Source organism: Achromobacter sp. UMC46 (genome assembly GCF_014170335.1).
Taxonomy (GTDB): Bacteria; Pseudomonadota; Gammaproteobacteria; order Burkholderiales; family Burkholderiaceae_B; genus Achromobacter.
The window spans coordinates 75,558-101,902 of record NZ_LZZS01000038.1; the positions used below are offsets into that span (position 1 = coordinate 75,558).

The window sequence follows — 26,345 nt, forward strand, 5'->3', positions numbered from 1 at the left end:
TATCCCTCGTCGACGCGCCGCCATCCATGTCCAAGCACGATTTCCCGCACCCGGGCCGCAGCCGCCTGCGATCACCCTGGCTTGCCATCCTGCTGCAGGCCGGCATCTCGACGCTGTACGTGTTCGGCCGGCCGGCCTATGCGCAGACGGAACCGCTGTCGTATGTCAACCGGGGCGCGGACGGCACTTGCTGCTCAAGCGGCGAGTACCCGGACAACGGCCACGACGGCCAATGGGCCCCGTCGGACTTCGTCCACCAGGACAGCAATCAGCACATCAACGCGACCGCCCCCCGCCAGACCGGCATCCTCATCGATGTCAGCGGCGGACGCGGCAGCGACGGCCGGGATTCGGACCGGAACCACTGGGGCGGCAACGGCGGCGGCGGGCGGATCATCGACTACACCCTGGCGACCAGTTCGGTCACCGCCACCGGCCGCGGCATCGACCTGTACTCGGCGGGCGGCGCCGGCGGCCTGTGGGGCAACGCCGGCGGGCCGAACGGCGGCTATGGCATCGGCGGCGACGGGCACCGGGCCGGCGTCACGCTGAATAACGCCACCGTCACGGGCACGGGCTTCGGCGTCGCCGTTCAATCGTGGGGCGGCGCGGGGGCGGACAGCGGGATCGTGGGCGGGTTCGGCGGCGCGGACAACGCCGGCCACGGGGGCAGCGCCGGCGAGGCCATCGTGACCTTGCAGGGCTCCACGTCGATCACCGCACGCGGCCCCGGACCGGACGCCGTCAGCGCCGGCGTGGGCCTGATCTCGTCTGGCGGCAGTGGCGGCGCGGGCGCGCGCAGCGGGGACTTCGGCGGGCATGTCGATGCCGGACGAGGCGGGGACGCATCAGCCGTCACGTTCGTTTCGTCCGCGGGCGCATCGGTCACGGGTCACGGCGATGGCGTGTATGGCGTGATCGCTCGCTCCATCGGAGGCGATGCGTCGACCGCGAACGCCACCAATACGAGGGCCGCTGCGGGCGGCAATGCAGGCCAGGTCACGATCACCAACGGCGGCTTGATCACCACGACCGGCAACCGCGGGATCGGCGTCTACGCGCTGACGCAAGGCGGCAATGGCGGCAACGGCGGCGACGGCTCCTGGGCAGACGGACACAACGGCGCCGCCGGCGGCTCCCCCGGCGCCATCGCCATCACCAATACCGGAACGATCTCGGCAGGCTTGGCGGGCACCGTCGGCGCGAAAGGCATCGTCGCCAGCGTGCTGGGCGGCGAGGGCGGGCGCGCCGGCACCGGCGGCGCCTTCGGACACGGCGGCGATGGCGGCGCGGGTGCCGTCGCGGGCCAGGCGATCTCCATCGCCAACGGGGGAACCATCAGCACCTTCGGCAACGACGCCACCGCCGTCTTCGCCAACAGCGCGGGCGGCGGCGGCGGCATCGCGGGATCCAGCAACGGGATCATCGGCGTGGGCGGCGGCCATGGCGGCACAGGCGGCGCAGGCGGCGGCGTGGCGATGACGAACACCGGAGGCATCGACACCTCGGGCGACAACAGCGCCGCCGTGATACTTCAGAGCATTGGCGGCGGCGGCGGCATCGGCGGCGACGCCAACGCGACCGGCGTCATCGCGGCCATCGCTATCGGCGGCAGCGGCGGCGCGGCCGGCAACGGCGGCGTGGTCCAGTTTTCGTCGCAGGGCAAGATCCTGACCCGCGCCGGCAATGCCACCGGCGTCGTCCTGCAAAGCATCGGCGGCGGCGGCGGCAGCGGCGGATCGGCGAACGCGGTCGGTGTGGGCGTTGGGCTGAACGTGACGGTGGCGACCGGCGGCAAGGGCGGCAGCGGCGGGTCCGCCGGCACCGTGTCGTTCACGCAGGCCAGCCAAGGAAGCATCACGACGCTGGGCGCGCAAAGCCAAGGCGTGCTGGCGCAGAGCATTGGCGGCGGCGGCGGCAATGGGGGGTTGGCGAACTCCCGCGCCATCACAATCGCGCCGCCCTTGGGCGACAATCCCAGCGGCACGATCACGCTTGCGATATCGAATGGCGGCGCGGGGCAAGGGGCTGGCGACGGGGGCATCACCCTCTTCACGAACAACGGCTCCATCAGCACCGCCGCCGCGCAAAGCCATGGCGTGGTCGCGCAAAGCGTGGGCGGCGGCGGCGGCAATGGCGGCGGCGTCCTGGCCCCGGTCAAAGCGCCCACCGTCGGCAATTCCCTGATCGACCTGCAATTGACCATCCGGCACGGTGCGCAAGGCGGCGATGGCGGCAACGGCGGCCGGGTGCAGATCACCAACGCCGTCTCGGGCATCATCGCGACCCGGGGCACGGGCTCGGCGGGCATCGTCGCGCAGAGCCTCGGCGGCGGCGGCGGCAACGGCGGCATCGTCCAGGCACACGACGCCAATTCCTTCAACGACATCCTGGGTTCGCCCGCCAACCTTGCCGGCCTGCTGGACAAGGCGGCCACCTGGCTTGAAAACGGCCCGCAAATGGTGATCAGCAAAGCCGTCAGCCTGTCTGTCGGCGTCACCACGGGCGGCAATGGCGGCGGCGGCGGTTCGGCAAGCTCCTTCAATGTGCGCAACGACGGCGCCATCACGACCCAGGGCGACCACGCGCCGGGCATCGTGGCGCAGAGCATCGGCGGCGGTGGCGGCAATGCCGGCATGATCGATTCGGCAGGGGCCTCCACGCTGCTCTCCAGCATCGATGCGTTGATCAAAGCCGCCGAATCGGGCGTGCAGAACGTGTTCACCGTCGCCTTGCCGCAGACCAGCATCACCCATCAGACCGGCGGCAGCGGCGGCGCGGCGGGCTCGGGTGGCGGCTCGGCATCCGATCCCGCCCTGGTCGTGAATACGGGGTCGATCGTCACGCGGGGAGACGGTTCGGCCGGCATCGTGGCGCAGAGCGTCGGCGGCGGCGGCGGCCGAAGCACGGCCAGCGGACAGGACCTGCAGGCCGTGGTTTCCGCCGCGGCCGGTGATGCCGGCCCCGCGATCATCGACAAGATTACCCGCATCATCAACCTGCTGGGCACCAAGGGCGGGTCCGTGCTGGGGTCGCTGATCAATGTGCGCAATGGCGGCGTGGACGGCGCCAATGGCGAGGGCGGCCTGGTCACGGTGGATGCCGGCGCCTCGACCAGCCAAATCGTCACGCAAGGCCGTGCGGCGCCCGGCATTCTTGCCCAAAGCGTGGGCGGGGGTGGCGGCATATCGGTCGTCGACCAGCCCCTGTTCCTGTGGAGCGGGACGACCTCGACGATCGCGCTGGGTGTGACGACCGCTCAAGGCCAAGGCGCGAAGCTGAGCAGGGGCGGCACCGCCAACGCCATCCACGGCGGCATGCTTGAAACCCAAGCGGCAGGGTCCGCCGGGATCATCGCGCAAAGCGTGGGCGGCGGCGGCGGCGTCAGCACGCTATCCCTGCGCAATGCCAGCTTGGCCGCCATCTCGCAAACCGCCTCGTTGGCGATCACGCTGGGCGGCGCCTTCCCGGCGAGCAGTTTCGGCGGACCCGATTTCTCCCTGGTGTCGGGCGGCGCCGCGAACGTCACCAACAACACCGGACGCATCGTGACGCGAGGCGCGTTCTCGCCCGCGATCCTGGCGCAAAGCGTGGGCGGCGGCGGCGGGTTCGCCGCGGTGTCGTCCACCGCGGCGCTCGGCAGCGTCAATATCCAGTTGGGCACCATCACCACCGACACGATCGGCCCTTCCGCCAACGCAGCCGCCGGCAACGGCGGCAACGTCACCGTCGCCAACACGGGCGGCGGCATCGCCACCTCCGGCGCGCTGTCGTTCGGGGTGCTGGCGCAGAGCATTGGCGGCGGCGGCGGTCTGGTCACCATTGACGATGGCGCCCAGCCTGCAGCGAATGCCGCGAACATCACTTTCGGTTCCAACTTCCCGATGAGCGGCGTCGGCGGCACCGTCACCGTGACGCAGGACGTGGGCGGCAGCATATCCACGTCCGGCACCAATTCGCACGGCATCGTCGCGCAAAGCGTCGGCGGCGGCGGCGGCATCGCCGGCTTGTCGACCCGGCCCGGGCTGACGACCTTGAAAGCGGTCGGGTCCCCCGCTGAACAGGGTGACGGCGGCGCGGTCAACCTGACCCTCTCAGGCACGGTCGCCACCAGCGGCAACGGCGCCGCCGGCATCCTGGCGCAGAGCGTGGGCGGCGGCGGCGGCCTGACGGGCGACGCCTCCGCGGCGCAGTACACGACGGGGCTCATCCAAAGCGCCGGACTTGTCGGCGGCACCGGCAACGGCGGCGCGGTCAACGTGGCCATCGGCACGGGCGGAACCGTCCAGACCACCGGCGCGAACGCGCCCGCGATCCTGGCGATGAGCGTGGGCGGCGGCGGCGTCTTCAAGGACGGCACGCTGTACCAGTACAGCACCCCGAACACCGCCCTGGCATACGGCGGCCCCGTAGCCATCGATATCGGCCAGACCGCGCACGTGGTCGCCACCGGCGCCGGTTCGCCCGCCCTCGTGGCCGTCAGCAACGGCGCCAACGGCGGCGGCCGGGCCATCACCGTCAACGTGGGCCCGAACGCGCTGCTCAGCGCGAACCGCGCATCCGGCACCGCCATCCTTGCCATCGCGCCGCTGGCCACGACCACCATCACCAATGCCGGCACCATCCAGGCCAAGACCGCGATCGATACGTCCGGCCTGACGGTCGTCGGCAACAACGGCACCGTGGCGGGCGATGTCGTGATGGGCGGCGGCAGCACTTTCAACAACCATGCCGGCGCCAACCTGTACAGCGGCGCCCGGTTCCAGGGCGACTTGAACAACGCGGGCACGCTGAACCCGGGCGGCCCAGGCACGTTCATGACGACACGCATCAACGGCGCGCTGAACAACACGGGCATCTACCGGCCGGATCTGGATTTCGGCGGCCACAACAGCGATTTCATTTCCGTGTCGGGTGCGTCCACGTTCGCCGGCACCGTCAATCCGGTACTGCGCAACCCCGTGAAGAACGTCTGGCTGGGCATCGGCCATTTCGATGCGGCGCAGACCAGCGTCCCCGCCTTGGCCAGCGATAGCCCCCTGTTCCAGTACGCCATGAAAAACAACGGCGGCGCCGGCTTTCGCGATCCGCTGATATCCGTCGATGCCGACTTCACGCCTGCGGCGCTGCCGCTTAGCGCGGACCGTGCAAGCATCGCCCGTTCGCTGCAAGGGCTATGGAACCAGGGCAACAGCAGCAGCGCCTCGCTGTTCGACAAATTCACCGGCGTGCAGACGGCGCAGCAATACCGCGATGCGCTGAACCGCGTCGCCCACGATGGGCAGTTCGCGCGCGCGTCGAATCAGATGCACGCGTCCTACGCGTCGATGAACCGCATGATGAGCTGCCCGGGGTTTGTCGGCGAAAGCACGATCCTGCGCGAGGGCGATTGCGTATGGTCGCGTCTGGACACCAACTGGACGACGCGCGACGGCACGTCGAACGACCAGGGCTACCGCATCCGCCAGACGGCGCTTACCCTCGGCGCGCAGCGCGAAGTCGCCAACAACTGGTTCCTGGGCGGATCGCTGAGCTATGCCTACGGCAAGACCACGTCGTCCCCCGACCTGTCCGGCAACAGCGATACCTTCGCGGGCGGGCTGGCCTTGAAGTACAACGATGCGCCCTGGCAGATCGCCGTCGCCGTGCATGGCGGCTTCGAGAAAAGCAGGATGTCGCGCGGCACGCTGGATGGCGTAGCCAAAAGCAAGCCCGAGTCGTCGTTCCTGGCCGCCCGGTTGCGCACGGCTTATGAATTCAGCCAGCCGTCCTGGTACCTGCGGCCGTATGTGGATATCGACGTGAACCACGTCCGCCAGGACGCCTATCGCGAACAAGGCCCCAGCGTGTTCAACCTGAAGGTGCGCGGCAACGACACGACGTCGGTCATGGTCTCGCCCATGATCGAAATCGGCGGGCGCACGGACCTGGACAACGGTTCGACCTTGCGGTCGTATGCCGCGGCGGGGATGAGCTTCCTGGGCGGTGGCGACGTCGTGACGACCATGCAGCTAAGCGGCTTCGACACCACGCCGTTCTCGTTGAAATCCGGCATGCCGAAGACCTACGGCAACGTGTCGGCCGGCCTGGAATATGTCACGCCCAAGGGCATGGAGCTGAAGACCGAATACGCGCTGCGCGGCAACGGGCAATACCGCGACCAGTCGCTGACGCTGCGCGCCGCCTACCGCTTTTGACCGGGCGGCAGGCGGCTTGGCGCGGGGGTCCGGCTACTTCCGCGCCCAGTGCCCCAGGCCGTTGTCGTCATAGAACTTGATGTCGAAGCCGCTGGCCTTGCCCTGTTCCGTCTTGAAGACGACGGACCCCACCGAATCGACCAGATCGGCTTCCCCGACAGGCGCGAACGCGAAGGTGTCGCCGTCCCAGTGCGTGACCGGGAAGCGCATGCCGTCGGGACCCAGCACCAGCACCAGGCCGCCGTTGGCCTCCACGATGTCGGCGGCGCCGTAGTACGCGTTGTCGAATCGGCCCGTGTAGGCCGACAGCGCTTTGGCCGGCGCCGGCTTCGCGGGCTTGGCTTGTCCGGAAAGATCCGCCTGCGGCGCAAAAAAGGCTTTCATCGCGCCGTGATAGGCCGCGAACCAGTCGCGCGTCGGCTTGCCGTACAACGCCGTGTCGATGAACGTGGCCGCCACGGATTCGGCGGCGCCCACCGGCGCGCCATTCGTCAGCACCACGATGCCGATGCCCGCCGACGGCACGATCTTGAACGTCGTGCCGGTGCCCATCAGGAACGCGCCCGAATGCCCCATGGACGGCCGCCCGCCCAATTCGGTATTGACGTTGAAGCCATAGCCATAGAAGCCGGAGCGCGAATCCAGGTCATGCGCCCGCGCGCTGAATGCCTGAGGCGTCAGCGCGGGCAACAGCGCGCCGGCGTCGATCAGCCGCTTGCCTTGATACTGCCCGTCGGCAAGCAGCAGCTTCAGCCACTCCGCCATATCGACGACCGTCGACGACGCGCCGCCCGCCGGCGCCTGCTGATCCGCGTTGCGCTGCCCCAACGGCACGAATGCGCCTTTCTGGTAGCCGTGCAGCACGGCGCGATTGTCGTGCGCCATGAAATCGCTGAACCGGTAGCTCGTCGCCTTCATCCCCAACGGCTTGAACAGCAAGTCGTCGGCCAGCGCCTCCCAGGGGCGGCCGGCGGCGCGCGCCACCGCCTCGGCGCCAATCGTAGTGCTGAAATTCGCGTAGTGATAGGACGTTCGGAAGGCGTCCAGCGGCAACAGACGCAGCCGGGCGATGACGTCGCTTCGCTTGAATCCCAGCTCTTCGAGGTCGTCGCCGGCCGTGCCCGGCAGCCCGGAGCGGTGCGCGAAGAAATCCCCGATCGTGGCGTGCGCCGACACATAGGCGTCGCTCAGCCTCGCGTCCGGCAGATACCGCGCGACCGGGTCGTCCCAGGACACCGCGCCCTTCGACATTTCAAGCGCCGCCACCGTCGCCGACAACGACTTGGAGATCGATGCGATCTGGAACACGGTCTGCGCGGAAACGGGCGCTTTTTTGCCCACTTCGCGCGTGCCGAAACCGCTGGCCAGCACCGTCTTGCCGTCGATGACCACGGCAACCGCCATGCCCGGCACCTGGCTTCGCCGCATGATGTCTTCGACGATGCCCGGCAGGGCTTCGACCGCGCGTGTCTTGCTTGCCGCCGGGATCGCGACGACGTCGGCCGGCGGGTTCGGCGCGCTGTCTATGGCGACGGGTTGCGCCCACGCCGCCATGGACCCGCCAAGCGCCAGCACGCATGCGCCGGCAATGAGTGATGTTTTGCTAGTCATGATGTCCTCAGAATCCCGCTTGATAAGCGATGCGAAATACACCCTGGTTGATGCGGGTGGCCTGGTCTTGCTGATGTGTCAGCCCCGCCTGCACGATGAACCCGATCGGCGTCACGTAGGTGACGGCGGCGGAAATCGCCCAATCCGTGTCGTCTTTCAGGCCGAACTGCGCCAGTTTCTGTTCGCTGCCCGACAGCTTGCGCAGCGCGGCCGTCGCGGTCAGCTGCCAACGTTCGCGGGACAGCGACACCGACGTCACGGCATTGCCGTTCGATACCGGCACGCCCCGGAAGGCGCTGGAAAAGGTGGCCTCGTTGAACCAGCCGACATTCCACGCGTTGCCCAACGGCGCGTCGTAGCGAAGCCGCGCGGACACCGTGTTGGCGCTTTCGCCTTGACCCGGATCGACATGCAGCCGGCCGGCGTCCACCCCGCCCGACCAGCGCTCCAGCCCCGGCAGATCGCGGAAATCGTATGACAGGATGAACGACTTCATTTGGTCGCTGAACGGCGGCGGCTGGTCCGGCCGGATGAAGCCCTGGTCCAGGCTCAGCCGGTGGTTCAGCCCGGTGTCGTCGCGCTTGAACAGCACGGCGGCCACGGAATGCGTGCCGAAGCCCGCGGGCGCGAAGGTGTAGCGTCCGCCCAACCCGATCGACCCGCGAAATTCGGAGTTCTCGTTGAAGCCGGTGTACAGGCCGTCGATGACGTGCCAGGCGTCGCCGAAGCCCAGATCCATCTTGCCGCCATACAGGGCGTAGCGGTCGCCGGTGTAGGCGGCAAACAGGTTGTCCAGGTCCGCGCCCAGGTCCGAGAAGGCGTTGTCCTTCGTTTCGTTGGTCGACGAGTTGAACGTCGCCTTCGTGCGGATCGAGAATTCCCGCGTCAGCTGCAAGACCAGCGCGGCCTCGGCCGTGGGCTGCACGCTGGTCCAGTGCGAACGCGGGATCTGCCCGTTGTCGTCCTTGATGCCGAAGTAGCCCGTGTATCCCGTCATCAGCAGAAAGCGGCCGTTCAAGCGCGGATACGTGTCTTCGCCGTCGCCCAATTCGCTAAAGGGCGTCAGGAATATCTCCGTCTTGAAGATGTCTCTGGCCTCTTGGGCGGATGCGCCCGGCACGAGCGCGGCCGCCATGACCGCCGCCGCGCCGAACGCTGGCCCGAAGCGCTTGCCCATTGCCGTGCAGAGGCCCGGCCCGATCACCGCGCCAGCTCAGCCGCCAGTTCGCGCACCTGGGAATGGATATTGGCGAACATGCCGAAGTTCACGCGGCTGGCCACCACGAACACGCCCAGCCCGCGGTTGGGCGACAGCACGGCATAGCTCATGAAGCCGCCCAGGCCGCCGCTTTTTCCCAGCAGCAAGGGCGAACCGTTGCGCGGCAGCGTCACCACCCAGCCCAACCCCATGCCATCGGCGTCGGTCACCTCGGTTCCCACGACCGACTTCAGCCCGTCATACGGCAGCCACATCACATGGTCCAGCGCAAAGGCCTCCTTGCCCTGCTTGGCGCCGTCCAGATGCCAGCGCATCCAGCGCGCCATGTCCGCCCCGGTGGAATAAATCCCCGCGCTTGCGTACATCACGTCAGGCACCGTGGCGTTCGGGTCCAGCTTGCCGAACGGATCCAGCCCTGTCATCAGACGCTTCTTCTGCGCGTCGTTCAGCACATTGGTGGTATCCACGAGGCCCGCCGGTTTGGTGACTTCGTTGGCCAGCACCGTCGAGTAGTCCGCGCCGCCCGCCTTGGCCAGCGCGTCGCCCAGCAAACCGAAGCCCAGGTTCGAGTACAGCGTGGTGGTGCCGGGCACGTAGGCCGGCTTGTTGCTGCCCATCCATTTCCAGTAATAGGCGCGATCGAAGGCGGCAAAGGGGTTGTCTGACGGCTTGGCGTTCGGATCGGGCAACTCGCGCGGCAGGCCGGCCGAATGCGTGGCCAGGTCCAGCAGCGTGATGGGCCGTCCATTCGTCTCAACGCGCGCATTGCCGGGCGCGTACTTCGCCAGCGGGTCGGTCAGCTTCAGCTGGCCCTTGGCGGCCAGCGACGCCAGCACGTCGGCGGCGAACACCTTGGACACTGACGCGATTCTGAATACCGAATTCGCATCCGGCTCGACGCCGTTGCCCGGCGCCGTCTCGCCATACCCCTGGATGACCACGTCATCGCCGCGCACCACCGCGATGATCACGGCGGGCGCGCCCGAGTTCAAATAGAGTTGCATGCCCGCCATGGACACGGCGTCGTGCAGGGCCAGATCGGCGGCGCGGGCCGGGGCGGCGCCCAGCACGCACGCGGCCGATATCGCCAACGAAGTCACACGGAAAAAAGCGCGGGATGCCAACATGCCGATTCTCACAAGGTAGCCCGGGGAACGGGGATTCCACCGCATGCGAGATGATCCCAAAAACTTGACGGACGTCCTCATCTGTCAGGACGAAACAACAGTCCAGCATGACGAACTGCATAGGCCTGGCACGCGCCGGCCGATTCGCGGAACTCAGATCCCCATGCGTTCGCGCAGCAATTTCCGGTACGAGCGCGACACGGGCCACGTGTTATCCACTGCCCGCATTCTGACCAGCCACTTGTCGACGCTTCGGCGATCGACATCCATGACGTGCAACGCATTTGCAATGGCGGTCCGATGCACCCGGAAGAACGTTTTCTCCGGCAGCAGCGTCGACCACATGCCCAGCGCACGCGAATCCAGCACCATCGATCCGTCCTCAAGCCAGATCTCGCTGTAGTTGCCCGCCGAGCGCACGCCGACGATCGTCTCGGGCTGCACGCCCCGGACCACGCCGCGCATGCTCAGATAGATCACGGCCGTCGAACTGTCGTATCTCGCTGCCCGGCCGGCGTCGCGGTTGTTCGCGTACTTGGCGTGGCCGATCAGATTGGCGCATTGGAACAAGGCATGAACCTCATCGGCAGACCAGGTCCTGTGCCGGGCGGTGGTATCGAAGCCGATGATCCCGTAGAGCTTCTTGTCATGGAACACCGGCACGCTCAGCACGCTCTTGTTTCCCTGGCGCACGAATTCGGCCTGGATGGCCCGCGCGGTCCGCGGCAGATCGTTCACGTCATGGATGGCCACGGCCTGGCCTTTCACCATGAACCGGTGCAGCCAGGCAATCAGCGTGGTGGGTACATCCTGAAGCTCGGCCACGAACGGCTGCGTTTGGCCCCGGCACCACTCGTGGGTATTGCGCAGGCGCAGCATATCGGGGCGGTATTCGATCATCCACGACCGGTCCACGTCCGAGGTCTCGCCCATGAACGCCAACAACTCCGAAATCGCGTCGTCGGCCGGGCATTTCAGCAGGCTCATCGCGCAGTGGTACACCCAGTCCGATGACGGACTGGGCTCAAGTACGGTTGCGTTGTGCGTCTTGTACTGACCAGCATCCTTCACTTGCGATTCCCCCGGCGGCCGGATCGAGCATCGTCCTTGCGCAGACTGCGCCGCGCGCCAAGCAGGAATTTTCGCCCCGGTAACGGGGAATGACAAGAACTCTCGAATGTGAGCGATTGATGCGAATTGAGGGGAATTCGCCACATTCACAAACCACGATTTGTATTTCAGGGCCTTCCAGAAGTTGAATAGCCCCAAAATACAAACTATCGTTTGTAAACCGTGAATACCGCTTGGAGGCTGTATGGCCGACGTTACCGTTTGCACGGCTCAGGCATTGCCGGCGATGCTGCGAAACTTGCGCAAGCAGGCCGGCCTGACCCAGGCCGACGTCGCGTCGCGCTTGGGCGTGACCCAGCAAACCCTTTCCGCATTGGAGCGAAATGCCGAGAAAGTGGGCATCGAGCGCCTGCTGCGGCTGCTGAGCATCTTGAACGTTGGACTGGTATTGCGTCAGGCGGAGGATGCGTCGACCGATTCAGACGCCCCGTCCGCCGCAAACCGCAACAGATAACCGTCGGGATCCTGCACCAGGAATTCCTTGCAGGACGACCAGCCCGCGCCGACCCGATAGCGCTTTTCCTCGATGGGGCGAAACAGCGGCCACTGGGCATTCTCCAACGCTTGCACGATCGGTTCCACACGGTCGACCTGCATCTGGAAATTGATGCCGCGGCCAAACGGCCGTTCAAGCGGGGCCGTGTCCCATTCATTATTGATTTCGCACAGCATGATCTGAAGCGGCCCGCGCTCAAGATAGGCGAAGCCCGCCTCTCTTCGCGCATAGGCGATGTCAAAGCCGAGCAGCCGGCACCAGAAATCCAGGCTGGCTTGCAGGCTGGTGACGTCCAGTTCCGGGACCATCGCCGCGAACCCCCCTGTGGGCGTGCGCCCGTCGGAGGAAGCGGCGTTGCGTTCTTGTTGATTCATTCTTCGTGTCCTGTCACTTTCGCATGTTTGAACCCTCTCACACAGCCTGTACCGACACGCATTTGGTGGCCAAATAGGCCTCCATGGCTTCAGGCCCCCCTTCGGAACCGTAGCCCGAGTCCTTAATGCCCCCGAATGGCATCTCGGGCGAGGTGACGGCGGGCTGGTTGATCCAGAGCATTCCGACTTCCATCTGCTGAGTCAGCATATGCACAGTCCTGATGGATCCGGTGAAGCCATAGCCCGCCAAGCCGTAGGGTAAGCGATTAGCCTCGGCGACGGCCTCCGGCAACGTGTCGAATCCTCGGATTGCGACGATCGGACCAAAGGGCTCAATATTGAAAACGTCGGCATCGACGGGGACATCCTCGAGAACGGTCGGCGCAAAGAAGCACCCGTCAGCGCCCATGCGGGTGCCGCCCGTCACCACCCTGGCGCCCGTGCGCTGCGCATTGTCGACCAGATTTTCCATCGCAGCGACCCGGCGCATGTTCGCCAGAGGCCCAAGCGTAGTGCCTGCGGCCAGTCCATCGCCCAGTTGAAGGTCTTCCGCATGCTTCACCATTCGCTTCGCGAACGCATCCTTCAAACTGTTGTGAACCAGAAAACGGGTAGGCGCGATGCAGATCTGCCCGGCATTTCGGAACTTGGCCGCGCCTGACGCCTTCACGGCGAGTTCCACGTCGGCATCCTCTGCCACAATGACCGGCGCATGCCCCCCCAGTTCCATGGTCGCGCGCTTCATGTGCGCCCCAGCCAGCGCGGCCAGCTGCTTGCCGACCGGTGTGGATCCCGTAAACGTCACCTTGCGGATGATGGGATGCGGAATCAGATACGAGGAAATCTCGGCCGGATCGCCGAAGACCAAGCCAACGGTGCCAGCAGGCACCCCGGCATCGACGAAGGTCTGCAATAGCGCGGCGGGTGACGCAGGCGTTTCTTCAGGGGCCTTCAAGAGAAACGAGCAGCCGCTCGCCAGCGCGGCGCCGAGCTTGCGGACAATTTGGTTGACGGGAAAATTCCAGGGCGTGAATGCGGCTACCGGGCCCACCGGTTCCTTGATCACCAACTGTTGCGCCGACGGGTTGCGTGAAGGCACGATGCGTCCATATGCCCGGCGTCCTTCGTCGGCGAACCAGTCGATGATGTCCGCGCCTGCCAGCACCTCACTGCGGGCCTCGACGAGGGGCTTGCCCTGTTCCTGAGTCATCAACTGCGCGATCTCGACGGCCCGCTCGCGTAGCAGGCCCGCCGCGTGCCGCATGATCAGTGCGCGCTCGTTCGCGGGAATCCTGCGCCAAGCCTCGAACCCCCGTTGGGCGGCCGCCAGCGCACGGTCCAGATCAGCTACGCCTGCGTGCGCCACCGCACCGATGGTCTTTCCGGTCGCCGGGTTGGTCACGTTGATTGTCCTGCCGCTTGCTGCGTCAAGCCAATCATTGGCGATCAAGAGGCGGGTGTCGGTATAGCGATTGGAAGTCACGGAAGTCATAGAAGCCACTCAATTTTCAAAAAATAGAGGAGGGCGTTCGGCATCACCGCCGAACGCTAGATCACCTGAGCGTCGCGCAATGCCTGGACTCGAGCTTTCGGAATACCAAGTTCGGCGAGCACCTCGTCGGTGTGCTGCCCGAGTGCTGGAGGCGCATGGCGAAGGACCGGAGGGGTGGTAGACAGCCGCAATGGGCATGCAACCCCGACGATTTTCTCGACGCCGTCTCCGGCATGCCGCGGCAGAGAGACTACGAGACCGCGAGCCTTGACCTGCGCGTCTTCGAAGGCTTGGGCGATGTCATTGATGGGGCCACAAGGAACTGCTTTGCTCTCAAGCAGTTCGACCCATTCGCCGGTCGTGCGCGTTTGCGTAATCGCTTCAATCCTCTCGATGAGCTCGGAGCGATTCAGCACACGCAGCGTATTCGTCAGGAAACGTTCATCAACCGCCAATTCCGGATGGCCCGCCACCTCGCAAAAGCGTGTGAACTGTCCGCTGTTCCCGATCGCCAGCATCATCGAGCCGTCCTCGGTCCGAAAATCCTGATATGGCGCAAGACTCGGGTTGCTATTGCCCTGGCGTTGTGGCGCAACGCCAGTGTTCAGGAAGGCGCTGGCCTGATTGGCCAAAATAGCCATGCCGACGTCCAACAGCGCCATGTCAATGTGCTGACCTGCTCCCGTGCGATGCCGGACCTCAAGCGCCGCAAGAATCGCTGTGCTCGCGTAGACGCCCGTAAACAAGTCGGTCAGCGCCACGCCGACGCGCAACGGGCCACCGCCCAGCGCATCGTCAGGACGTCCTGTAATGCTCATCATCCCGCTGCTCGCCTGGATCAGCAAGTCGTAGCCAGCGCGGGCCGCGTATGGGCCGTCCTGGCCGAACCCGGTCACGCTGCAATAGATCAACCGCGGATTCGCGGCGCGAAGGGCCTCATGGTCAAGCCCGTATTGCTTGAGCCCTCCCGTCTTGAAATTCTCCACGATGACGTCGCTTGTCGCCGCCATCAGCTTGATCAGGTCCTGACCCTCAGCCGTCGCCATGTCGAGAGTGACCGAGCGCTTATTGCGATTACAGGCGACGAAGTAGGTGGCTTGGTCCGTTGCGTCGCCGTTGGAGTCCTTGAGAAAAGGGGGCCCCCAAGCTCGCGTGTCGTCGCCTACGCCGGGACGTTCGACCTTGATCACGTCAGCACCCAAATCGGCGAGAATCTGTGTGCACCAGGGCCCCGCGAGTACCCGCGTCAGGTCAAGCACCTTCAGGCCCGCAAGCGCGCCTTCTTGCGTTGGAATGCCCATTTCAACGGAGCCATCCGGATGGTGGTTAGAAGGGCTGACGCTCACAATGGCACTTTCATCTGCAGCGAGGGCCGCAAGGAAACGTCGGCGTACCAGCGAGCGACCGCCGGATAACGATCGCGCCAGCCCAGGTCGGAAAATCGCAAGTCGAGATACCAAAGCGCACACGCAATGGCGAGCTTTCCGATCTCGATCTCCACACCAGCCAGCCTTTCAGGAAGATCGTCCAGTGCCTTGAGAGATGTCTCGACCTTGTCGAGCTGACCGGCGCGCCACGCGTCCCAACGCAACGGCGCTGGCCGCGCGGCATCCTCGTAACGTGCCAGCACCGCCGCGTCGAGCATGCCGTCGCCAAGCGACTGCAGCGCAAGTGCGGTCCAGCGCAGGGGGCCTGGCGGCGGGAACAGGCTTCCGCCTGCCAAATGGTTCAAGTACTCGCAAATTACCCGGCTGTCGTAGAGCACCTGCCCATCGTCGGTAATCAAAGTTGGAAGTTTTCCTAACGGATTCTTCGCAAAGACTTCCTGATTCCGCTCCACCGGGTGAACGCTTGCGGGCAGCAATGCAATGCGGTCGCTCAGATCGAGCTCGTGAGCGACGACCAGACATTTTCGAACGTAAGGTGAAACGGGAGAGAAGTAGATCTTCATTGTCGCAGCGTCCCTCGGGCGCCCCATATGTTGTTCTCGAGCCAGAACTTTTCCTTGCTAAGCGAATCGGGCAGACTCGCGCGCGTGTTTTGGATCACCCGGTTAAGCAACGCCTTCAGCAATCGGACCTCCTGCGGATCAAGTCCTTGCATGGCGTCCTCCTCCGCGGCCTTGCCTACCGCCATGTGCTCGATCGCGGACTGGCGGCCGGCCAAGGTGAAATGCACCTTGGGACTACCATCGTCTTCCCCGAGCTCGACCAATCCTTGCGCGACCAGCTCCTGGAAGTGATTGTCTTCGGCTCGATGACCGGTCAGTTCCAGCAAACGGCCAAGCTCGGCCACGCTGCGACCCTCGCCCATGCTGAGAATTGAGAGAATGCTGCGATGGATTTCGTGCAGGCCGCGACGTTGGATATCGGCTCGCAACGGCGCCAACAGCTGAAAATAGGCGCGGCGTAGAAGAAAGCCCAGAAAATCGTCGCCAAAATTCGAGCTGGGATCCTTCAGTTCGGCGTTGGATTTTTTTAGCAGCACACCGTATTTCCCGCTGTGAAAGAGAAGCGGCGGGCGGTCGAAGCTTTCAAAAGATCGAACTTCGCCTACGAAAATGACGTGGTCCCCCCCTTCGTAGCGGTAGGCGGTGCGGCACTCGAAGCGCGCTGAACATCCGCCAAGGAGCGGAATGTTCTCGACACTGCGCTCCACTGCCATGCCCTCAAATCGATCAATGTCCTTCTTCGCGAATTGGTTGGAGACGTGCTCCTGATCCAAAGACAGGATATGCACCGCGAAATGATCGGTGTGCATGAAAGCTTCCAGATTCGAGGAGCTTTTACCCAAACTCCAAAGCACCATGGGCGGGTCCAGCGAAACAGAGTTGAAACTGTTGGCAGTAAGTCCGACGTCCTTGCCATCACTGCCTCTGCCGGTCACTACCGTGACTCCAGTGGCAAACGCGCCCAAGGCTTTACGGAATTGCTTGCCATCCACGTATGAAATATTGGCCATTTTTTTTTACTGTCCAAGACAGTCCATGAATGTGGTTTCCGATCTCTATTGCATCGCCGGTGAACCGGCGTCTTTGTACGCTTTTGACCAGAATGCAAGCTCCGACTCCACCGTCTTGGCATGCCTCTCGGGAGAGCCACCCTCGATGAGGAACCCAAGTCCGGCCAACTGCTCCGCGATCTGAGGCTTTGCCAATGCCTGGTTCATCGCATCGCTGATGACCTTCACATCGGATGCCGGCACACCCTTGGGGAATGCAAGGCCGATCCACGTCGACGCATCCACCTGCCCCATGCCTGCCTCTTTCAGGGTGGCGATGCCCGGCAGTTGAGGCATGCGTTTGTCTCCGGTCACGGCGATGGCCTTGACCCGGCCACTTTTTATGTCAGGTATGGCAGCGCCGGCAATCATGAACGTCGCGTGAATCCGCCCCGGAATCAGGTCCACCAGCAGAGGGGGACTCCCGTTGTAGTTGATCGTCTGAACATCGGCATTGATCGCCTTCTTGTACATCTCGGCGGCCAGAAAGGCGGTCGGCGTGCCCGAACCGATGATGTACTTGGACGGGTCACTATTGAAGAGTTTGCCAAGATCCTTGATGTTGTCAGCGGGCAGCTCAAGATTCGCCAACAGGACGCCAGGTGTCGTGGCGATCAACCCGACATGGGTGAAATCATTGACGGGGTCATAAGAAAGTTTCGGGTCTATCGCAGGGTAGACCGCCATGGTCGATGTGCTGCTAAGCACCAAGGTATAGCCATCCGGTTTCTCTCGCTTCGCGAGCGCAACGCCGATTTTTCCTCCTGATCCCGGACGATTCATGACAATGATGCTCTGCCCCAGGATCTTTCCCATCTCCTGGGTTACCAGCCTTGTCGCGACATCGGTTCCGCCACCGGCCGGGTAGGGAAGGATTATCTTTATCGGATGATCCGGATAGCCTTCAGCCATCGCGTTGTTGAGCGCGAAAAACCCCAGGAAGGACAGCAAGTAGCATGCGGGCGCCATTGATCGAAAGGACATATGCGTCTCCACTATTTTTTATCAGTCCGTCGGCTCAATTCATGAGGCGGGGCATGACGAGCTTTCCGAATAGCTCCGCCTCTTTGTCGTGGGGATAACCCGAAAGGCAAAATCCACTGCAACCGGCATCCACGAACTCATAGAGTTGGTCGGCAACCTGCTTGGGGTTTCCCACCACGGCAACACCTGCACCGGAGCGGACATCGTTGATCCCTGTCCACAAATGGGGGGTCAATTTCCCGCCTTCTGAGTTCGCTAGCGCTTTTTGGCGACTGTTGGCCACAGAATTGATGTGCGTATCCCGTTGTTGTTTCATGGCCTTTCGATCCTCTGCGCCCTCAACCAATTGATGCGCGAAATCCCAAGCCTCCTGCTCGCTCTCACGGCAAATCACCTGCAAACGCATGGCGTACTCAAGCTCATTTTCTCGGCCATACTTGGCCGCGACTTCCTTGATCCCTTTGATGTTCTCCGCGATGACCGAGGGGTAATCACCCCAGAACAGATGGACTGAAGAGTGCTTCGCCGAAATCTCACTGGCTTGCTCGGAACCGCCGCCAAGAAAGAAGTCAGGATGGCCGTTGGGCATTTCCGGGATGATGACTGGCTCATTGACATGGTAGAACTCGCCTTCGAAGCGGACGTTCTTCTCGGTCAGCAACTTTTTCAGAAGCGTCACCTCTTCGTCCATCTTTCGATATCGCGCTTCCTTCGAAGTCAGCTGCCCTTCCGCCTGAGCCTCGCTTTCGCTAAGCCCGGCGATCAGGTTCATGTACAAGCGGTCGCCCGTGAATTCGCAGAATGTGGCAATCATCTTTGCCTGAGCAACCGGATGCACAAAGCCCGGCTTCATCGCCACAAGCGGCTTGATCTTTCTCAGGTTGGCCGCAATGAACGAGGCGCAGGTCCACGCTTCCCAGCACGCAGGGCCAACTGGAATAAGGATGTATTCAAACCCTGCCTGTTCTGCGCTGGCCGCCACTTTCAGGAAATGGTCTGGCGTACGGGGAATCGCCTTGGAAGGATCGCCAAATGCCGTCAAGTCACCATTGGTGGGGCAGAACCAACCCATCTTCAGCTTCTTCGTTCCATTCTTCATTTGATTTCCCGGTATGTGATGAACTCTCTTCGAATCGAAAATCAGACGATCTTCGAATGATGGAATCGAGCTTAGCCGTGGGCATCAGGAATGAAAAATGATCTTATTTAATTGCTGGCATTACACTCGTTCATACGCTTTTGCTGCACCGGATCTCGAGCCCTGCACCTGGCCGGCAGGCCTTGCCAAGGCGTAGCCGGACGGGCGCATCGGCGTACTGGCACGCCTAGCCCTCCCGGTTGGCGGACGCGTAAGATACGTCCACCACTCGAAGGCCCACGCCGCATTCCATCCCTAAAAATCTAGAAACGAAATGTCGATGTTCAACACCAAGAAATTCGACTTGAACCTCTTGACCGTTTTTCTTGAGTTGTGGGAAACACGCAGCGTCACTCGAACGAGTGAGCGACTTTCCCTGACGCAGTCTGCGGTTAGCCACGCTCTCAGGCGCTTGCGCATCGCGCTCGATGACGAACTGTTCTTGCAAAGTAGAGCAGGCCTTCGACCCACATCGCTCGCGCAGCGTCTGGTCGGACCGATAAGAAAAGCACTGGAGGAAATCGGAGACACGCTTTCTCTGGAAAGCAGCTTCGACCCGACCACGGCTCAAAGGGAATTCGACATCGCAATAGGCGAAATCGTCGAGCTTTCATTGGCCCCATTACTGGTCAAGAAAGTAGCGGAAGAAGCGCCCGGCGTGAGCTTGAAATTTCGCGCAATGCTCGACTCGCGAACGGTATGCGCGATGCTTGAAAAAGGGGATTTACAACTGGCCCTGAGCACCCGGGACATCAATGGCGCATCCATCAAGAATGAAACACTGACCGAGCTTTCGCTGGTGGCGATGCTATCGAAGGAAATACTCCTTCCAGGACGACTCATGTCGATGGATAAGTATCTTTCCATTCCGCACGTAGTCATCCATCCTGTCGACCACCGAGGCTCTATCGTCGATCTGGCTCTTGCGGAAAATGGATTGAAAAGACCGATCGGGGCCGTCGTCCAGAACTACATGGTCATGGCCATGGTCGCTGCGCAATGCGGCTACATCTGCCATCTGCCGCATTTGCTGGCGGACAAGTTCGGGGATTTGCTGGGCCTTGAGATTTACGATCTGCCCATCGAAATCCCGCCTTCGCCGTTGATCGCCACATCGCACACCCGATTTCAATCGGATCCGGGCGTGGCGTGGCTTCTGCAGATGGTGAAGGCGACAGTGAAGGATTGGCCGCTTTCGCCGTAGCGGTTTGCGCCGACACCTCCGCTGAAGCCATTCACCCCTGACACCCCGACCCCGTCCGCGACGCCGGCAACGGCGTATCCCCAGCCGTGTTCCCCGCGAACTGGCGGATCTTCTCGGCCAGCTCCGGCGTCGCCTTCTCGTAACCGTAGCAGTACGGCGGCGTCGGCGCGGCATCCGGGCGGTAGTCTTCCAGCACCGGCTTCGCGTCGCCCAGGTAAAGGTTGTCTTTCAAACGCAAGAACGCCTTGTAATCCCGCGTGTAGCCATGCTGCGCCTTCAACTTCTCGTACGCGCCGCGATCGGATTCGCCGTTCTCCAGCGCGCTTCGTTTGGACGCGATGGGGATGTAATGGCAGTAGTTCACCTTGATGCCTTCCACCGTGGGGGAAAACTCGGGCTCGACACATTTGCGCTGCGTGGCGTTGCTGAAGATGTTCCCTTCGACGAACGCCTTGGCTTCCAGGCTGAAACTCATGCCGTAGAAGTCCCAGTTCTCCAACAGGTTGTTGAACAGGTGGAACGTGCCGAATTGCCCTCTGGGATTGCGCTGCACGGTATTGAAGAAGTAATTGTGGTGCAGCGTCACCCGCGCGATCGAATCCCGCTCGTAGTTCTGGAACAGGTTCTTCGAGGTGATGTTGTTCAGCAGCATCACCTTGTTCGAGTTATGGAATTTCGTCCACGAGATCGTGACGTCGGTCGACCCGTTCTTCACATTGAGCAGCCGGTCGGACATCCGCGACAGGTCCATATGGTCGACCCACACGTCGCGGCTGCCATTGGCCACGTTCACCGCTTGCGTCAGGCGGGTCAGGCGCCCGTCAATCGTCAGATGCGTCAGGATGACGTTCTGGCTGCCATACACGCCCAGCCCGTCGTCGATCAAGGTGACGCGTTTGCCGCGCCCGTCGATCGTGATGTTCGACGGCACGCGAAGCTGCGATTGCAGGACGATGGTCATGTCGGACGCGAAGCGGATCCAGGCGGGGCCTTTCTTGGCTTGCGCCAGCGCGGCGCGCAGCGTCCCCGGCCCCGCGTCCTGGTCGGACGTGACCTCGATGAACTTTCCGCCCAGACCGCCCGTGGCGCGCGCGCCGTAGCCCTCGCGCTGTTGAAGCAGCGACGCGACGAACGCGCAGTGTTCATCCGGGCTTTGGCACGATTCGTTCGCGGCGGCCACGCCGCCCTGCAACAGGGCCACAGCCAGCAGCCACCGCATCGCATTCATTCCTGATTTCATCGCCGTTCGCTCCTTAAGGCTGCGCGGACCGGTCCGCGGCCTGCACATGGCGCCAGATTCCCCCGCTTAGGCGCAGGTTTTCCGGGGGGCCGGCCACGTGTTCGCGAAGCCGATCGAAATAAGCCTTTTGCCAACGCAGCGAATACGCGTCGGCGCTCTCGCCGGGCTCGACTCCGGGCAGCATCTCCAGCGTGTACGCCACGTGGCCGTTCTCCCAGCGCGGCGCATAGAACACGGAAGGCACGCCCAGGCGATGCGCCAAGTGCGACGCGAAGCTGGAGTACGTCACTTCCTGTCCTTCGAAGGTCGTCCGCGGGGCGGCAGGGTTGGCCGCGCCGTCGATGGCCAGGCACAGCACATTGCCCGAGCCCAGCGCGCGCATGCAGGCCTTGGCGACTTGCGCCTCGGTCTGGTCCGCGGTGGAGATCAAGGCCGTCGCATAGCTGCTTTGGGCAACACTGGGCGCGGTCGCGAGCCAACGCGACGGGATGCCCAGCAATTCCAGCGCCATCAGCCCGGCATACATCGGACCGACGTGCGCGGTGGCGACCACCACGCCCCGTCCCGCCGCCAACAGCGGTGCGAAGAAGCGCTCGCCAGTGTCGAGTTCGCCAAGCACCTGCATCGCCTCTTCGGCGCTATCTTCGCGGCATTCAAGCCAGTCGTACAGAAGGTGGTCGACCAGATGGCCCCAACGCGCCCGACGCTCCCAGTCTGCCCGGTCCGCATTGGCGTCGCCGCGCAGCGACCAGGCCCAATCCAGCCGCGCCTGCGGTATCGGGGCGGTATGCAGCCGATCGTCAAGCTGGGCCAGGGCCTCCTGGAAAGTTCCCGGCAAATGCGCGCCGCGATTCGCCACGTATTTCTCGTATAGCGCTTCGGCTTCCCCTTTGCGGCCCGCCTGGGAAAGCGCGCCGATGGCCGCGCGCTGCCAGAGCAGCTTGTCGGGCGACTTCCCGACCAGCTTCATCATCTGGTCGGCAGCCTCGCCGTATTGCAGCGTGTACCGCAGGGCGCGCGCATACAGGGCCCGCGTCTGCTCCAGTTCCGGCGCCAGGCTGATGGCCTGCTCAAGCGGCGCCACCGCCTCTTTGTAGCGGCCGGCGCGCAGCAGGGTCTCGCCATAGAGCGTCAACAGCCGGACGTCCGCCGGCGACGCCTTCAGGCCCGCCTCGAAATGGGTCAACGCATGCGTCTTGCGGTCGTCCTCGGACGCCCGCCGCAGGTGCGCCAGCCCCAGCGACGAGCGCAGCGCGGCGCAATCGTGGCCCGCGCTCAGCGCCGCATCCCCGAACTGGATCGCCGCCTCTACCCTGCCGTCCTCAAGCAAGGCGCGCACGGCCATCGTCGCCACGCGTTCGTTCGGCAGCGCACCGGGATCCAGAGCGGAGGCGACGCCCGCCGCTTCGGCCACGTCGCCGTTGCGCACGAAGGCCAGCATCCAGGAATACGCGTCGCCCGGTTCGCGCTGCGACAGCCCGACGGTCGCGCGCGCGACCTCGGCGGCTTCCGCACCCCGTCCGGCCTGCACGCGCAATTGAATCCGCGCGGCATGCAGCGACACGTCGTCCGGTTCGATGCCGGCGGCGGCATCCGCGTGGGCGATGGCGCGGTCCCATTGCTCGGTGCGCCCCAGCAGGCTGGCCAGCAGGCGGCGATCATCGGCGCGCGATGGATAGGCCGCGGCAAGCACTTCCAGCGCGGCGATAGCGGGTGCGAACCGGCCCTCACGCACGAAGGGCGACACCAGCAGTCGGCGGACATCCCGCCAGCCGTCGGCCACTCCCGACAGCGCGGGTTCCAGCTCCGCCATGTCGCGAGCGGGATCATCGGCGGCCTGGATGTCCTTGATGACGCCGCGCAGCAAGGCGGTGGCCTCAGCCCCGGCCTGGCGATTCGCGATAGCCGTATCAACCATGACGCAACCCCCTCAACAACGCCGTCGCCACGCGGAAGACGAACATCAATACAAAGCCCAGGGCCAGCGCCTGCAGCAGCAGGATCGCCGTGCGCGGGCTGCTGGGCCGGTCGGTCGGCACCGGTTGCGCGATGATGGACAAGTACCGCTGCAGCCGCAGCGCATCCGTCACCGCCTGCTGGTACGTCTGCTGCGCCAAGGTCAGGTTCGAATCCGCGAACGCCTGGGTGTTGCGCAGCGCCTCGTACGACTTCAGCTGCTTGGCTTCCGTGTTGCCTTCGCCGCTTAGACGGCGGCGCAACGACGCGATCCGCTTCTGCAAGGCCGAAACCTGCAATTCAGCGGGTTTCAGCATGAAATGGTCTTTGTTGCCCAGCGCGCGGATCTTGTCCAGATTGATCTGCGCGCTGTTGAGCTCGCCCTCGAGCTGGCTGGACAGGTTCAGCAGCATCGCCACCGTGGCGGTCGGATCGATGTTGCCGTGCGTGGTCCGCCAGGCGGTCAGCGCCTCTCTCGCGGCAAACGCCTTCTGTTCCGCAAGCCTGACCGACTCTTCGCTCACCTTCAGTTTGTCGGCCACGCCCTTTTCGTTCATCGAGCTCACGAATTCCTCCGCCAGGCCGATCAGCGCTTTCGACAAGGTCGCGGCGTCTTCCGGCGAGAACGCGCTCACGCGTAGCACGTCGATCTGCTCCAGCGCGTTGAACGAGACCTGGACCGACGCCTGATAGGCGCGATAAAGGTCGTCCTCGCTCGAGTTCTCGGAAAGGTGGCTGACCGGGTCCATGCCGGCGCGGATCAGGTATTGGCGCAGTCCGACTTTCCGGTCGAGCTGTTGCATGGCGTCGCGCGATTTGAGGAAGTCGGCCACCGCCCACCCGTCCACGAAGCCGCCCAGCATGCCGCCCATGTTGCCGGTGGTCAGCAGGCTTGCCGCGCCGCCTCCGCCGCCTTGCTGGCCGGATCCCGACTGCACGAAGAACCGCGACTCCGCCTCGTAGCGGGGCGTTGCGATGCCCAGCGCATAGACCAGCGCCAGCACGACGGGCGCGACGACGATGAACGCGTTGATCCACCGGTGACGACGGCGTTCGCGCAGCGACGATTGCCGTTCGCGGCGTCGGCGTTCGATTTCGGACCCGCCCTCAGAGGCCGAGCTGCCCTTCCTCGAAGCCGCCGCCGAAGCCGTCGTCGCCTGTGCCGGATTCGCTCCTTGATCGTCGCGGGGGGAATCTGCTGATGCACTGGTCGAGGTCGTCTTCGATGCTGAGAGCGCTTCGTTCATAAATCAAGCCTTTTAGACAGTAGTCCGCCATCTGATTCTGGCGGTAACTGGAAAAAATGAGTGTCCGGCCGATCAGCCGCTCTTCGAACAGAGCCAGCCACAGGCGGGTGAAACGGCAGGGCTCGAAAGGGATGGCCCCTTCGATCACGTACACATCGAACGCCGGCGCCAGCGCCAGTGCGAACGAGAACTCCTGCCGTGCGTAGAGTGGCCAATGCTCCATGGGCTTGGCCAGGACCTTCGGGTCGCTGATCAGGTCCGCCACCAGTTCGTACGTGGCGTCCCCGTCGATCTCGTACATTTCGCACACAAAATCGATGACGCTCAGGCCGCTGGCCTTGCCGCGGATGAAACCTTGCCGCCCGATCGCCCACGAGACGACCCCGTCGTGCTTGACGAAGCCCTGGCGCGGCGGGCGCAGGTTGCACAGCACGTCGACGATCTGGCGATGCAGCTCCGGCGAATGTGACAGCAGCGCGTACCGGCCGACGGGAATATCCAGGTCGGCGTTGAGCAGCAACGGTTGCCGGCTGCCGAAGGCGTAGGGCTCGTCAGTGACGCCATTGAGATGAATCATCGTTCCCCCTCACATCGGCTGGACATTGGGGCGCGCAAGACGCTCGGCCGCCAGGGCGACCACCATCAGGAACACCAGCGACGTCAGGAAATATCCCAGGCTCGCGTCGTGGGACTCGTAGGCCTCGAAGTACGCCGAACGCAGCAGCTGCATGCCGTGCGCGAACGGCGACCAGAGGATCCAGGGGCGCAGATGCTCCGGCAACTGCTCCGACACAAAGAAGACGCTGGAGAAAATCTGGAGGAAACGTTCGATCACCGGCGCAAGCCTCAGATAGAAATGCCAGAACGTCGCGATCGAGCCGAACAGCACGCCCATCGCCGCCCCGCAACACCCCATCAGCACGACGAACAGCACAAACCCCGCCCAGCTTTCCGGCAAGGTGATGAGTTCCAACGCGTGGCCGGCGCTGATCAATACCGCGAACACCACCAGATACACCGACACGTAGATCAGCGCCTGCACCAGCGCGCACATCAACGGCGTGACGCCCTGGAAGTTCAGCAAACCCCGCGCCGAAATGTACGCCGCGCTGCTTCTGAAGATGATCTGCCGGAACATGATCCATGTCGTTGCCCCCAACAGCGAGAACGTCTGCACATCCATGCCCAGGATGTAATGCGTGCCCATCAGGATGTACAGCGATGAAATCAGCGTCAGCAGCACCACGGGGCCGACCAGCGCCCACAGCAAGGCGATCCGGCTTTCGCCGTGGATCACGCGCAGCTGATACACGAACAAAGCCAACAGTGTGCGACCGACCGGCCGGCCACGGCCGGCGCTATTCGGGTGATGCGCTTCATGCAATACCTGCATGCGATCCCGCAATATCGCGAGGTCGCCGGCCTCGTCCTGGGACAGCTCGACTTCCAGCGCGATATCGTTGCGGGACGCATGGCGGCGCGCCTCGCGCGCCTCGTCCTGCTTTCGCCGTTCAACGCGCCGCGCATGCGCCGCCGCCAGGCGCTCGTCTTCCGCTACCAGCTTGGCCGGCATGTATCCCGGCGCGAACACGTCGGTGCCCGCGCGGATGTCCTGCTCAAGCAGGCGCACGATGATGCGCAGGCGCCGCCGAGAAAAATCGGCAAGCGTCTCGTCGACCGCGCTGCGCGCGATCTCCGCATCCAACTCCGCCTGTACGGCCTCGTACACCGCCCGCCGGGCGGCCACGGAGTCGTGCGGCTCGCCCTGCAGCCGCGCCAGCAACGGCTTGAGCAGCACGGCTGGCGACGCCTTTTCCTCGAACAGCGCGGCGGGGTCCAGCCTCCAGGCCGAGACCCCGGCACCCACCGCGTAGCTACTGTCTTTCCGGCGCGAGCGCCAGCCTTTGATCCGGTCCTCGTTGCTCATCG

General features: G+C 64.1%; 19 protein-coding genes. 3 read left to right on the forward strand and 16 right to left on the reverse strand.

Annotated features, from left to right (window positions below):
- Positions 1-26 precede the first annotated feature (26 nt).
- On the forward strand, positions 27-6,197 hold the full coding sequence (locus A9973_RS27605; RefSeq protein ID WP_183016802.1) for an autotransporter outer membrane beta-barrel domain-containing protein: 6,171 nt from the start codon (positions 27-29) through the stop codon (positions 6,195-6,197).
- A gap of 33 nt (positions 6,198-6,230) precedes the next feature.
- Here A9973_RS27605 and A9973_RS27610 read toward each other — a convergent pair whose 3' ends face one another.
- The 4 genes from A9973_RS27610 to A9973_RS27625 all read right to left on the reverse strand — a co-directional run bounded on the left by A9973_RS27610 (position 6,231) and on the right by A9973_RS27625 (position 11,141).
- A complete protein-coding gene (locus tag A9973_RS27610; protein ID WP_183016803.1) occupies positions 6,231-7,808 on the reverse strand; it encodes a serine hydrolase in 1,578 nt (525 codons plus the stop codon).
- 7 nt (positions 7,809-7,815) lie between these two features.
- Positions 7,816-8,985 carry a hypothetical protein gene (locus tag A9973_RS27615; protein WP_255469322.1) on the reverse strand — a complete coding sequence of 390 codons (1,170 nt, stop codon included), beginning with the start codon at positions 8,983-8,985 and terminating at the stop codon, positions 7,816-7,818.
- A 23-nt stretch (positions 8,986-9,008) separates the two neighbouring features.
- Entirely contained in the window at positions 9,009-10,154 is a 1,146-nt protein-coding gene (gene ampH, locus A9973_RS27620) for a D-alanyl-D-alanine-carboxypeptidase/endopeptidase AmpH (RefSeq protein ID WP_183016804.1), read from the reverse strand.
- A 153-nt stretch (positions 10,155-10,307) separates the two neighbouring features.
- Positions 10,308-11,141: a GAF domain-containing DNA-binding protein gene (locus tag A9973_RS27625; RefSeq protein ID WP_183016805.1), complete on the reverse strand. Its 834-nt coding sequence runs from the start codon at positions 11,139-11,141 to the stop codon at positions 10,308-10,310.
- Positions 11,142-11,469: 328 nt separating this feature from the next.
- Here A9973_RS27625 and A9973_RS27630 point away from each other — a divergent pair, with 328 nt between their 5' ends.
- Positions 11,470-11,739 carry a helix-turn-helix transcriptional regulator gene (locus tag A9973_RS27630; RefSeq protein WP_183016806.1) on the forward strand — a complete coding sequence of 90 codons (270 nt, stop codon included), beginning with the start codon at positions 11,470-11,472 and terminating at the stop codon, positions 11,737-11,739.
- Here the strand turns inward: A9973_RS27630 and A9973_RS27635 are convergent.
- From A9973_RS27635 to A9973_RS27665, 7 genes are read right to left on the reverse strand one after another with little or no spacing between them, the layout of a single operon-like run.
- Positions 11,679-12,155 (reverse strand): VOC family protein, encoded by a 477-nt coding sequence (locus tag A9973_RS27635; RefSeq protein ID WP_183016807.1) that lies wholly within the window; start codon positions 12,153-12,155, stop codon positions 11,679-11,681. The genes A9973_RS27630 and A9973_RS27635 overlap by 61 nt on opposite strands.
- 37 nt (positions 12,156-12,192) lie before the next feature.
- On the reverse strand, positions 12,193-13,647 hold the full coding sequence (locus tag A9973_RS27640; protein WP_220805687.1) for an NAD-dependent succinate-semialdehyde dehydrogenase: 1,455 nt from the start codon (positions 13,645-13,647) through the stop codon (positions 12,193-12,195).
- Between the two features lie 56 nt (positions 13,648-13,703).
- On the reverse strand, positions 13,704-14,948 hold the full coding sequence (locus tag A9973_RS27645) for a CaiB/BaiF CoA-transferase family protein (RefSeq protein WP_183016952.1): 1,245 nt from the start codon (positions 14,946-14,948) through the stop codon (positions 13,704-13,706).
- Positions 14,949-14,989: 41 nt separating this feature from the next.
- Complete coding sequence (locus tag A9973_RS27650) at positions 14,990-15,598, reverse strand: glutathione S-transferase (RefSeq protein ID WP_183016808.1); 609 nt, start codon at positions 15,596-15,598, stop codon at positions 14,990-14,992.
- On the reverse strand, positions 15,595-16,608 hold the full coding sequence (locus A9973_RS27655; protein ID WP_183016809.1) for a flavin reductase: 1,014 nt from the start codon (positions 16,606-16,608) through the stop codon (positions 15,595-15,597). The genes A9973_RS27650 and A9973_RS27655 overlap by 4 nt, the downstream gene beginning before the upstream one ends.
- 45 nt (positions 16,609-16,653) lie before the next feature.
- Positions 16,654-17,631, reverse strand: coding sequence for a tripartite tricarboxylate transporter substrate binding protein (locus A9973_RS27660; RefSeq protein WP_183016810.1), 978 nt, complete (start codon positions 17,629-17,631; stop codon positions 16,654-16,656).
- A 34-nt stretch (positions 17,632-17,665) separates the two neighbouring features.
- Positions 17,666-18,730 (reverse strand): LLM class flavin-dependent oxidoreductase, encoded by a 1,065-nt coding sequence (locus A9973_RS27665; RefSeq protein WP_183016811.1) that lies wholly within the window; start codon positions 18,728-18,730, stop codon positions 17,666-17,668.
- Positions 18,731-19,049: 319 nt separating this feature from the next.
- Between A9973_RS27665 and A9973_RS27670 the strand changes: the two genes are divergently transcribed.
- Positions 19,050-19,973, forward strand: coding sequence for a LysR family transcriptional regulator (locus A9973_RS27670; RefSeq protein WP_183016812.1), 924 nt, complete (start codon positions 19,050-19,052; stop codon positions 19,971-19,973).
- 31 nt (positions 19,974-20,004) lie between these two features.
- Here A9973_RS27670 and A9973_RS27675 read toward each other — a convergent pair whose 3' ends face one another.
- The 5 genes from A9973_RS27675 to A9973_RS27695 form a co-directional block, all read right to left on the reverse strand.
- Entirely contained in the window at positions 20,005-21,201 is a 1,197-nt protein-coding gene (locus A9973_RS27675; RefSeq protein ID WP_255469323.1) for a polysaccharide lyase family 1 protein, read from the reverse strand.
- A 25-nt stretch (positions 21,202-21,226) separates the two neighbouring features.
- A complete protein-coding gene (locus tag A9973_RS27680) occupies positions 21,227-23,131 on the reverse strand; it encodes a tetratricopeptide repeat protein (RefSeq protein WP_183016814.1) in 1,905 nt (634 codons plus the stop codon).
- The gene (locus tag A9973_RS27685; protein ID WP_183016953.1) at positions 23,124-24,173 is read right to left on the reverse strand and encodes a sugar ABC transporter; all 1,050 of its coding nucleotides are present in this window, start codon (positions 24,171-24,173) and stop codon (positions 23,124-23,126) included. The genes A9973_RS27680 and A9973_RS27685 overlap by 8 nt, the downstream gene beginning before the upstream one ends.
- A 103-nt stretch (positions 24,174-24,276) precedes the next feature.
- Positions 24,277-24,993, reverse strand: a complete 717-nt coding sequence (locus tag A9973_RS27690; protein WP_183016815.1) for an ATPase — start codon at positions 24,991-24,993, stop codon at positions 24,277-24,279.
- Between the two features lie 9 nt (positions 24,994-25,002).
- The gene (locus A9973_RS27695; RefSeq protein WP_183016816.1) at positions 25,003-26,343 is read right to left on the reverse strand and encodes an ABC transporter permease; all 1,341 of its coding nucleotides are present in this window, start codon (positions 26,341-26,343) and stop codon (positions 25,003-25,005) included.
- Between the last annotated feature and the right edge of the window lie 2 nt (positions 26,344-26,345).

Coding starts and splice junctions, on each gene's coding strand:
- A9973_RS27605 (WP_183016802.1), top strand. CDS start 27: ATGTCCAAGCACGATTTCCCGCACCCGGGCCGCAGCCGCCTGCGATCA.
- A9973_RS27610 (WP_183016803.1), bottom strand. CDS start 7,808: ATGACTAGCAAAACATCACTCATTGCCGGCGCATGCGTGCTGGCGCTT.
- A9973_RS27615 (WP_255469322.1), bottom strand. CDS start 8,985: ATGGGCAAGCGCTTCGGGCCAGCGTTCGGCGCGGCGGCGGTCATGGCG.
- ampH (WP_183016804.1), bottom strand. CDS start 10,154: ATGTTGGCATCCCGCGCTTTTTTCCGTGTGACTTCGTTGGCGATATCG.
- A9973_RS27625 (WP_183016805.1), bottom strand. CDS start 11,141: ATGAGCCTGCTGAAATGCCCGGCCGACGACGCGATTTCGGAGTTGTTG.
- A9973_RS27630 (WP_183016806.1), top strand. CDS start 11,470: ATGGCCGACGTTACCGTTTGCACGGCTCAGGCATTGCCGGCGATGCTG.
- A9973_RS27635 (WP_183016807.1), bottom strand. CDS start 12,155: ATGAATCAACAAGAACGCAACGCCGCTTCCTCCGACGGGCGCACGCCC.
- A9973_RS27640 (WP_220805687.1), bottom strand. CDS start 13,647: ATGACTTCCGTGACTTCCAATCGCTATACCGACACCCGCCTCTTGATC.
- A9973_RS27645 (WP_183016952.1), bottom strand. CDS start 14,948: ATGGGCATTCCAACGCAAGAAGGCGCGCTTGCGGGCCTGAAGGTGCTT.
- A9973_RS27650 (WP_183016808.1), bottom strand. CDS start 15,598: ATGAAGATCTACTTCTCTCCCGTTTCACCTTACGTTCGAAAATGTCTG.
- A9973_RS27655 (WP_183016809.1), bottom strand. CDS start 16,608: ATGGCCAATATTTCATACGTGGATGGCAAGCAATTCCGTAAAGCCTTG.
- A9973_RS27660 (WP_183016810.1), bottom strand. CDS start 17,631: ATGTCCTTTCGATCAATGGCGCCCGCATGCTACTTGCTGTCCTTCCTG.
- A9973_RS27665 (WP_183016811.1), bottom strand. CDS start 18,730: ATGAAGAATGGAACGAAGAAGCTGAAGATGGGTTGGTTCTGCCCCACC.
- A9973_RS27670 (WP_183016812.1), top strand. CDS start 19,050: ATGTTCAACACCAAGAAATTCGACTTGAACCTCTTGACCGTTTTTCTT.
- A9973_RS27675 (WP_255469323.1), bottom strand. CDS start 21,201: ATGAATGCGATGCGGTGGCTGCTGGCTGTGGCCCTGTTGCAGGGCGGC.
- A9973_RS27680 (WP_183016814.1), bottom strand. CDS start 23,131: ATGGTTGATACGGCTATCGCGAATCGCCAGGCCGGGGCTGAGGCCACC.
- A9973_RS27690 (WP_183016815.1), bottom strand. CDS start 24,993: ATGATTCATCTCAATGGCGTCACTGACGAGCCCTACGCCTTCGGCAGC.
- A9973_RS27695 (WP_183016816.1), bottom strand. CDS start 26,343: ATGAGCAACGAGGACCGGATCAAAGGCTGGCGCTCGCGCCGGAAAGAC.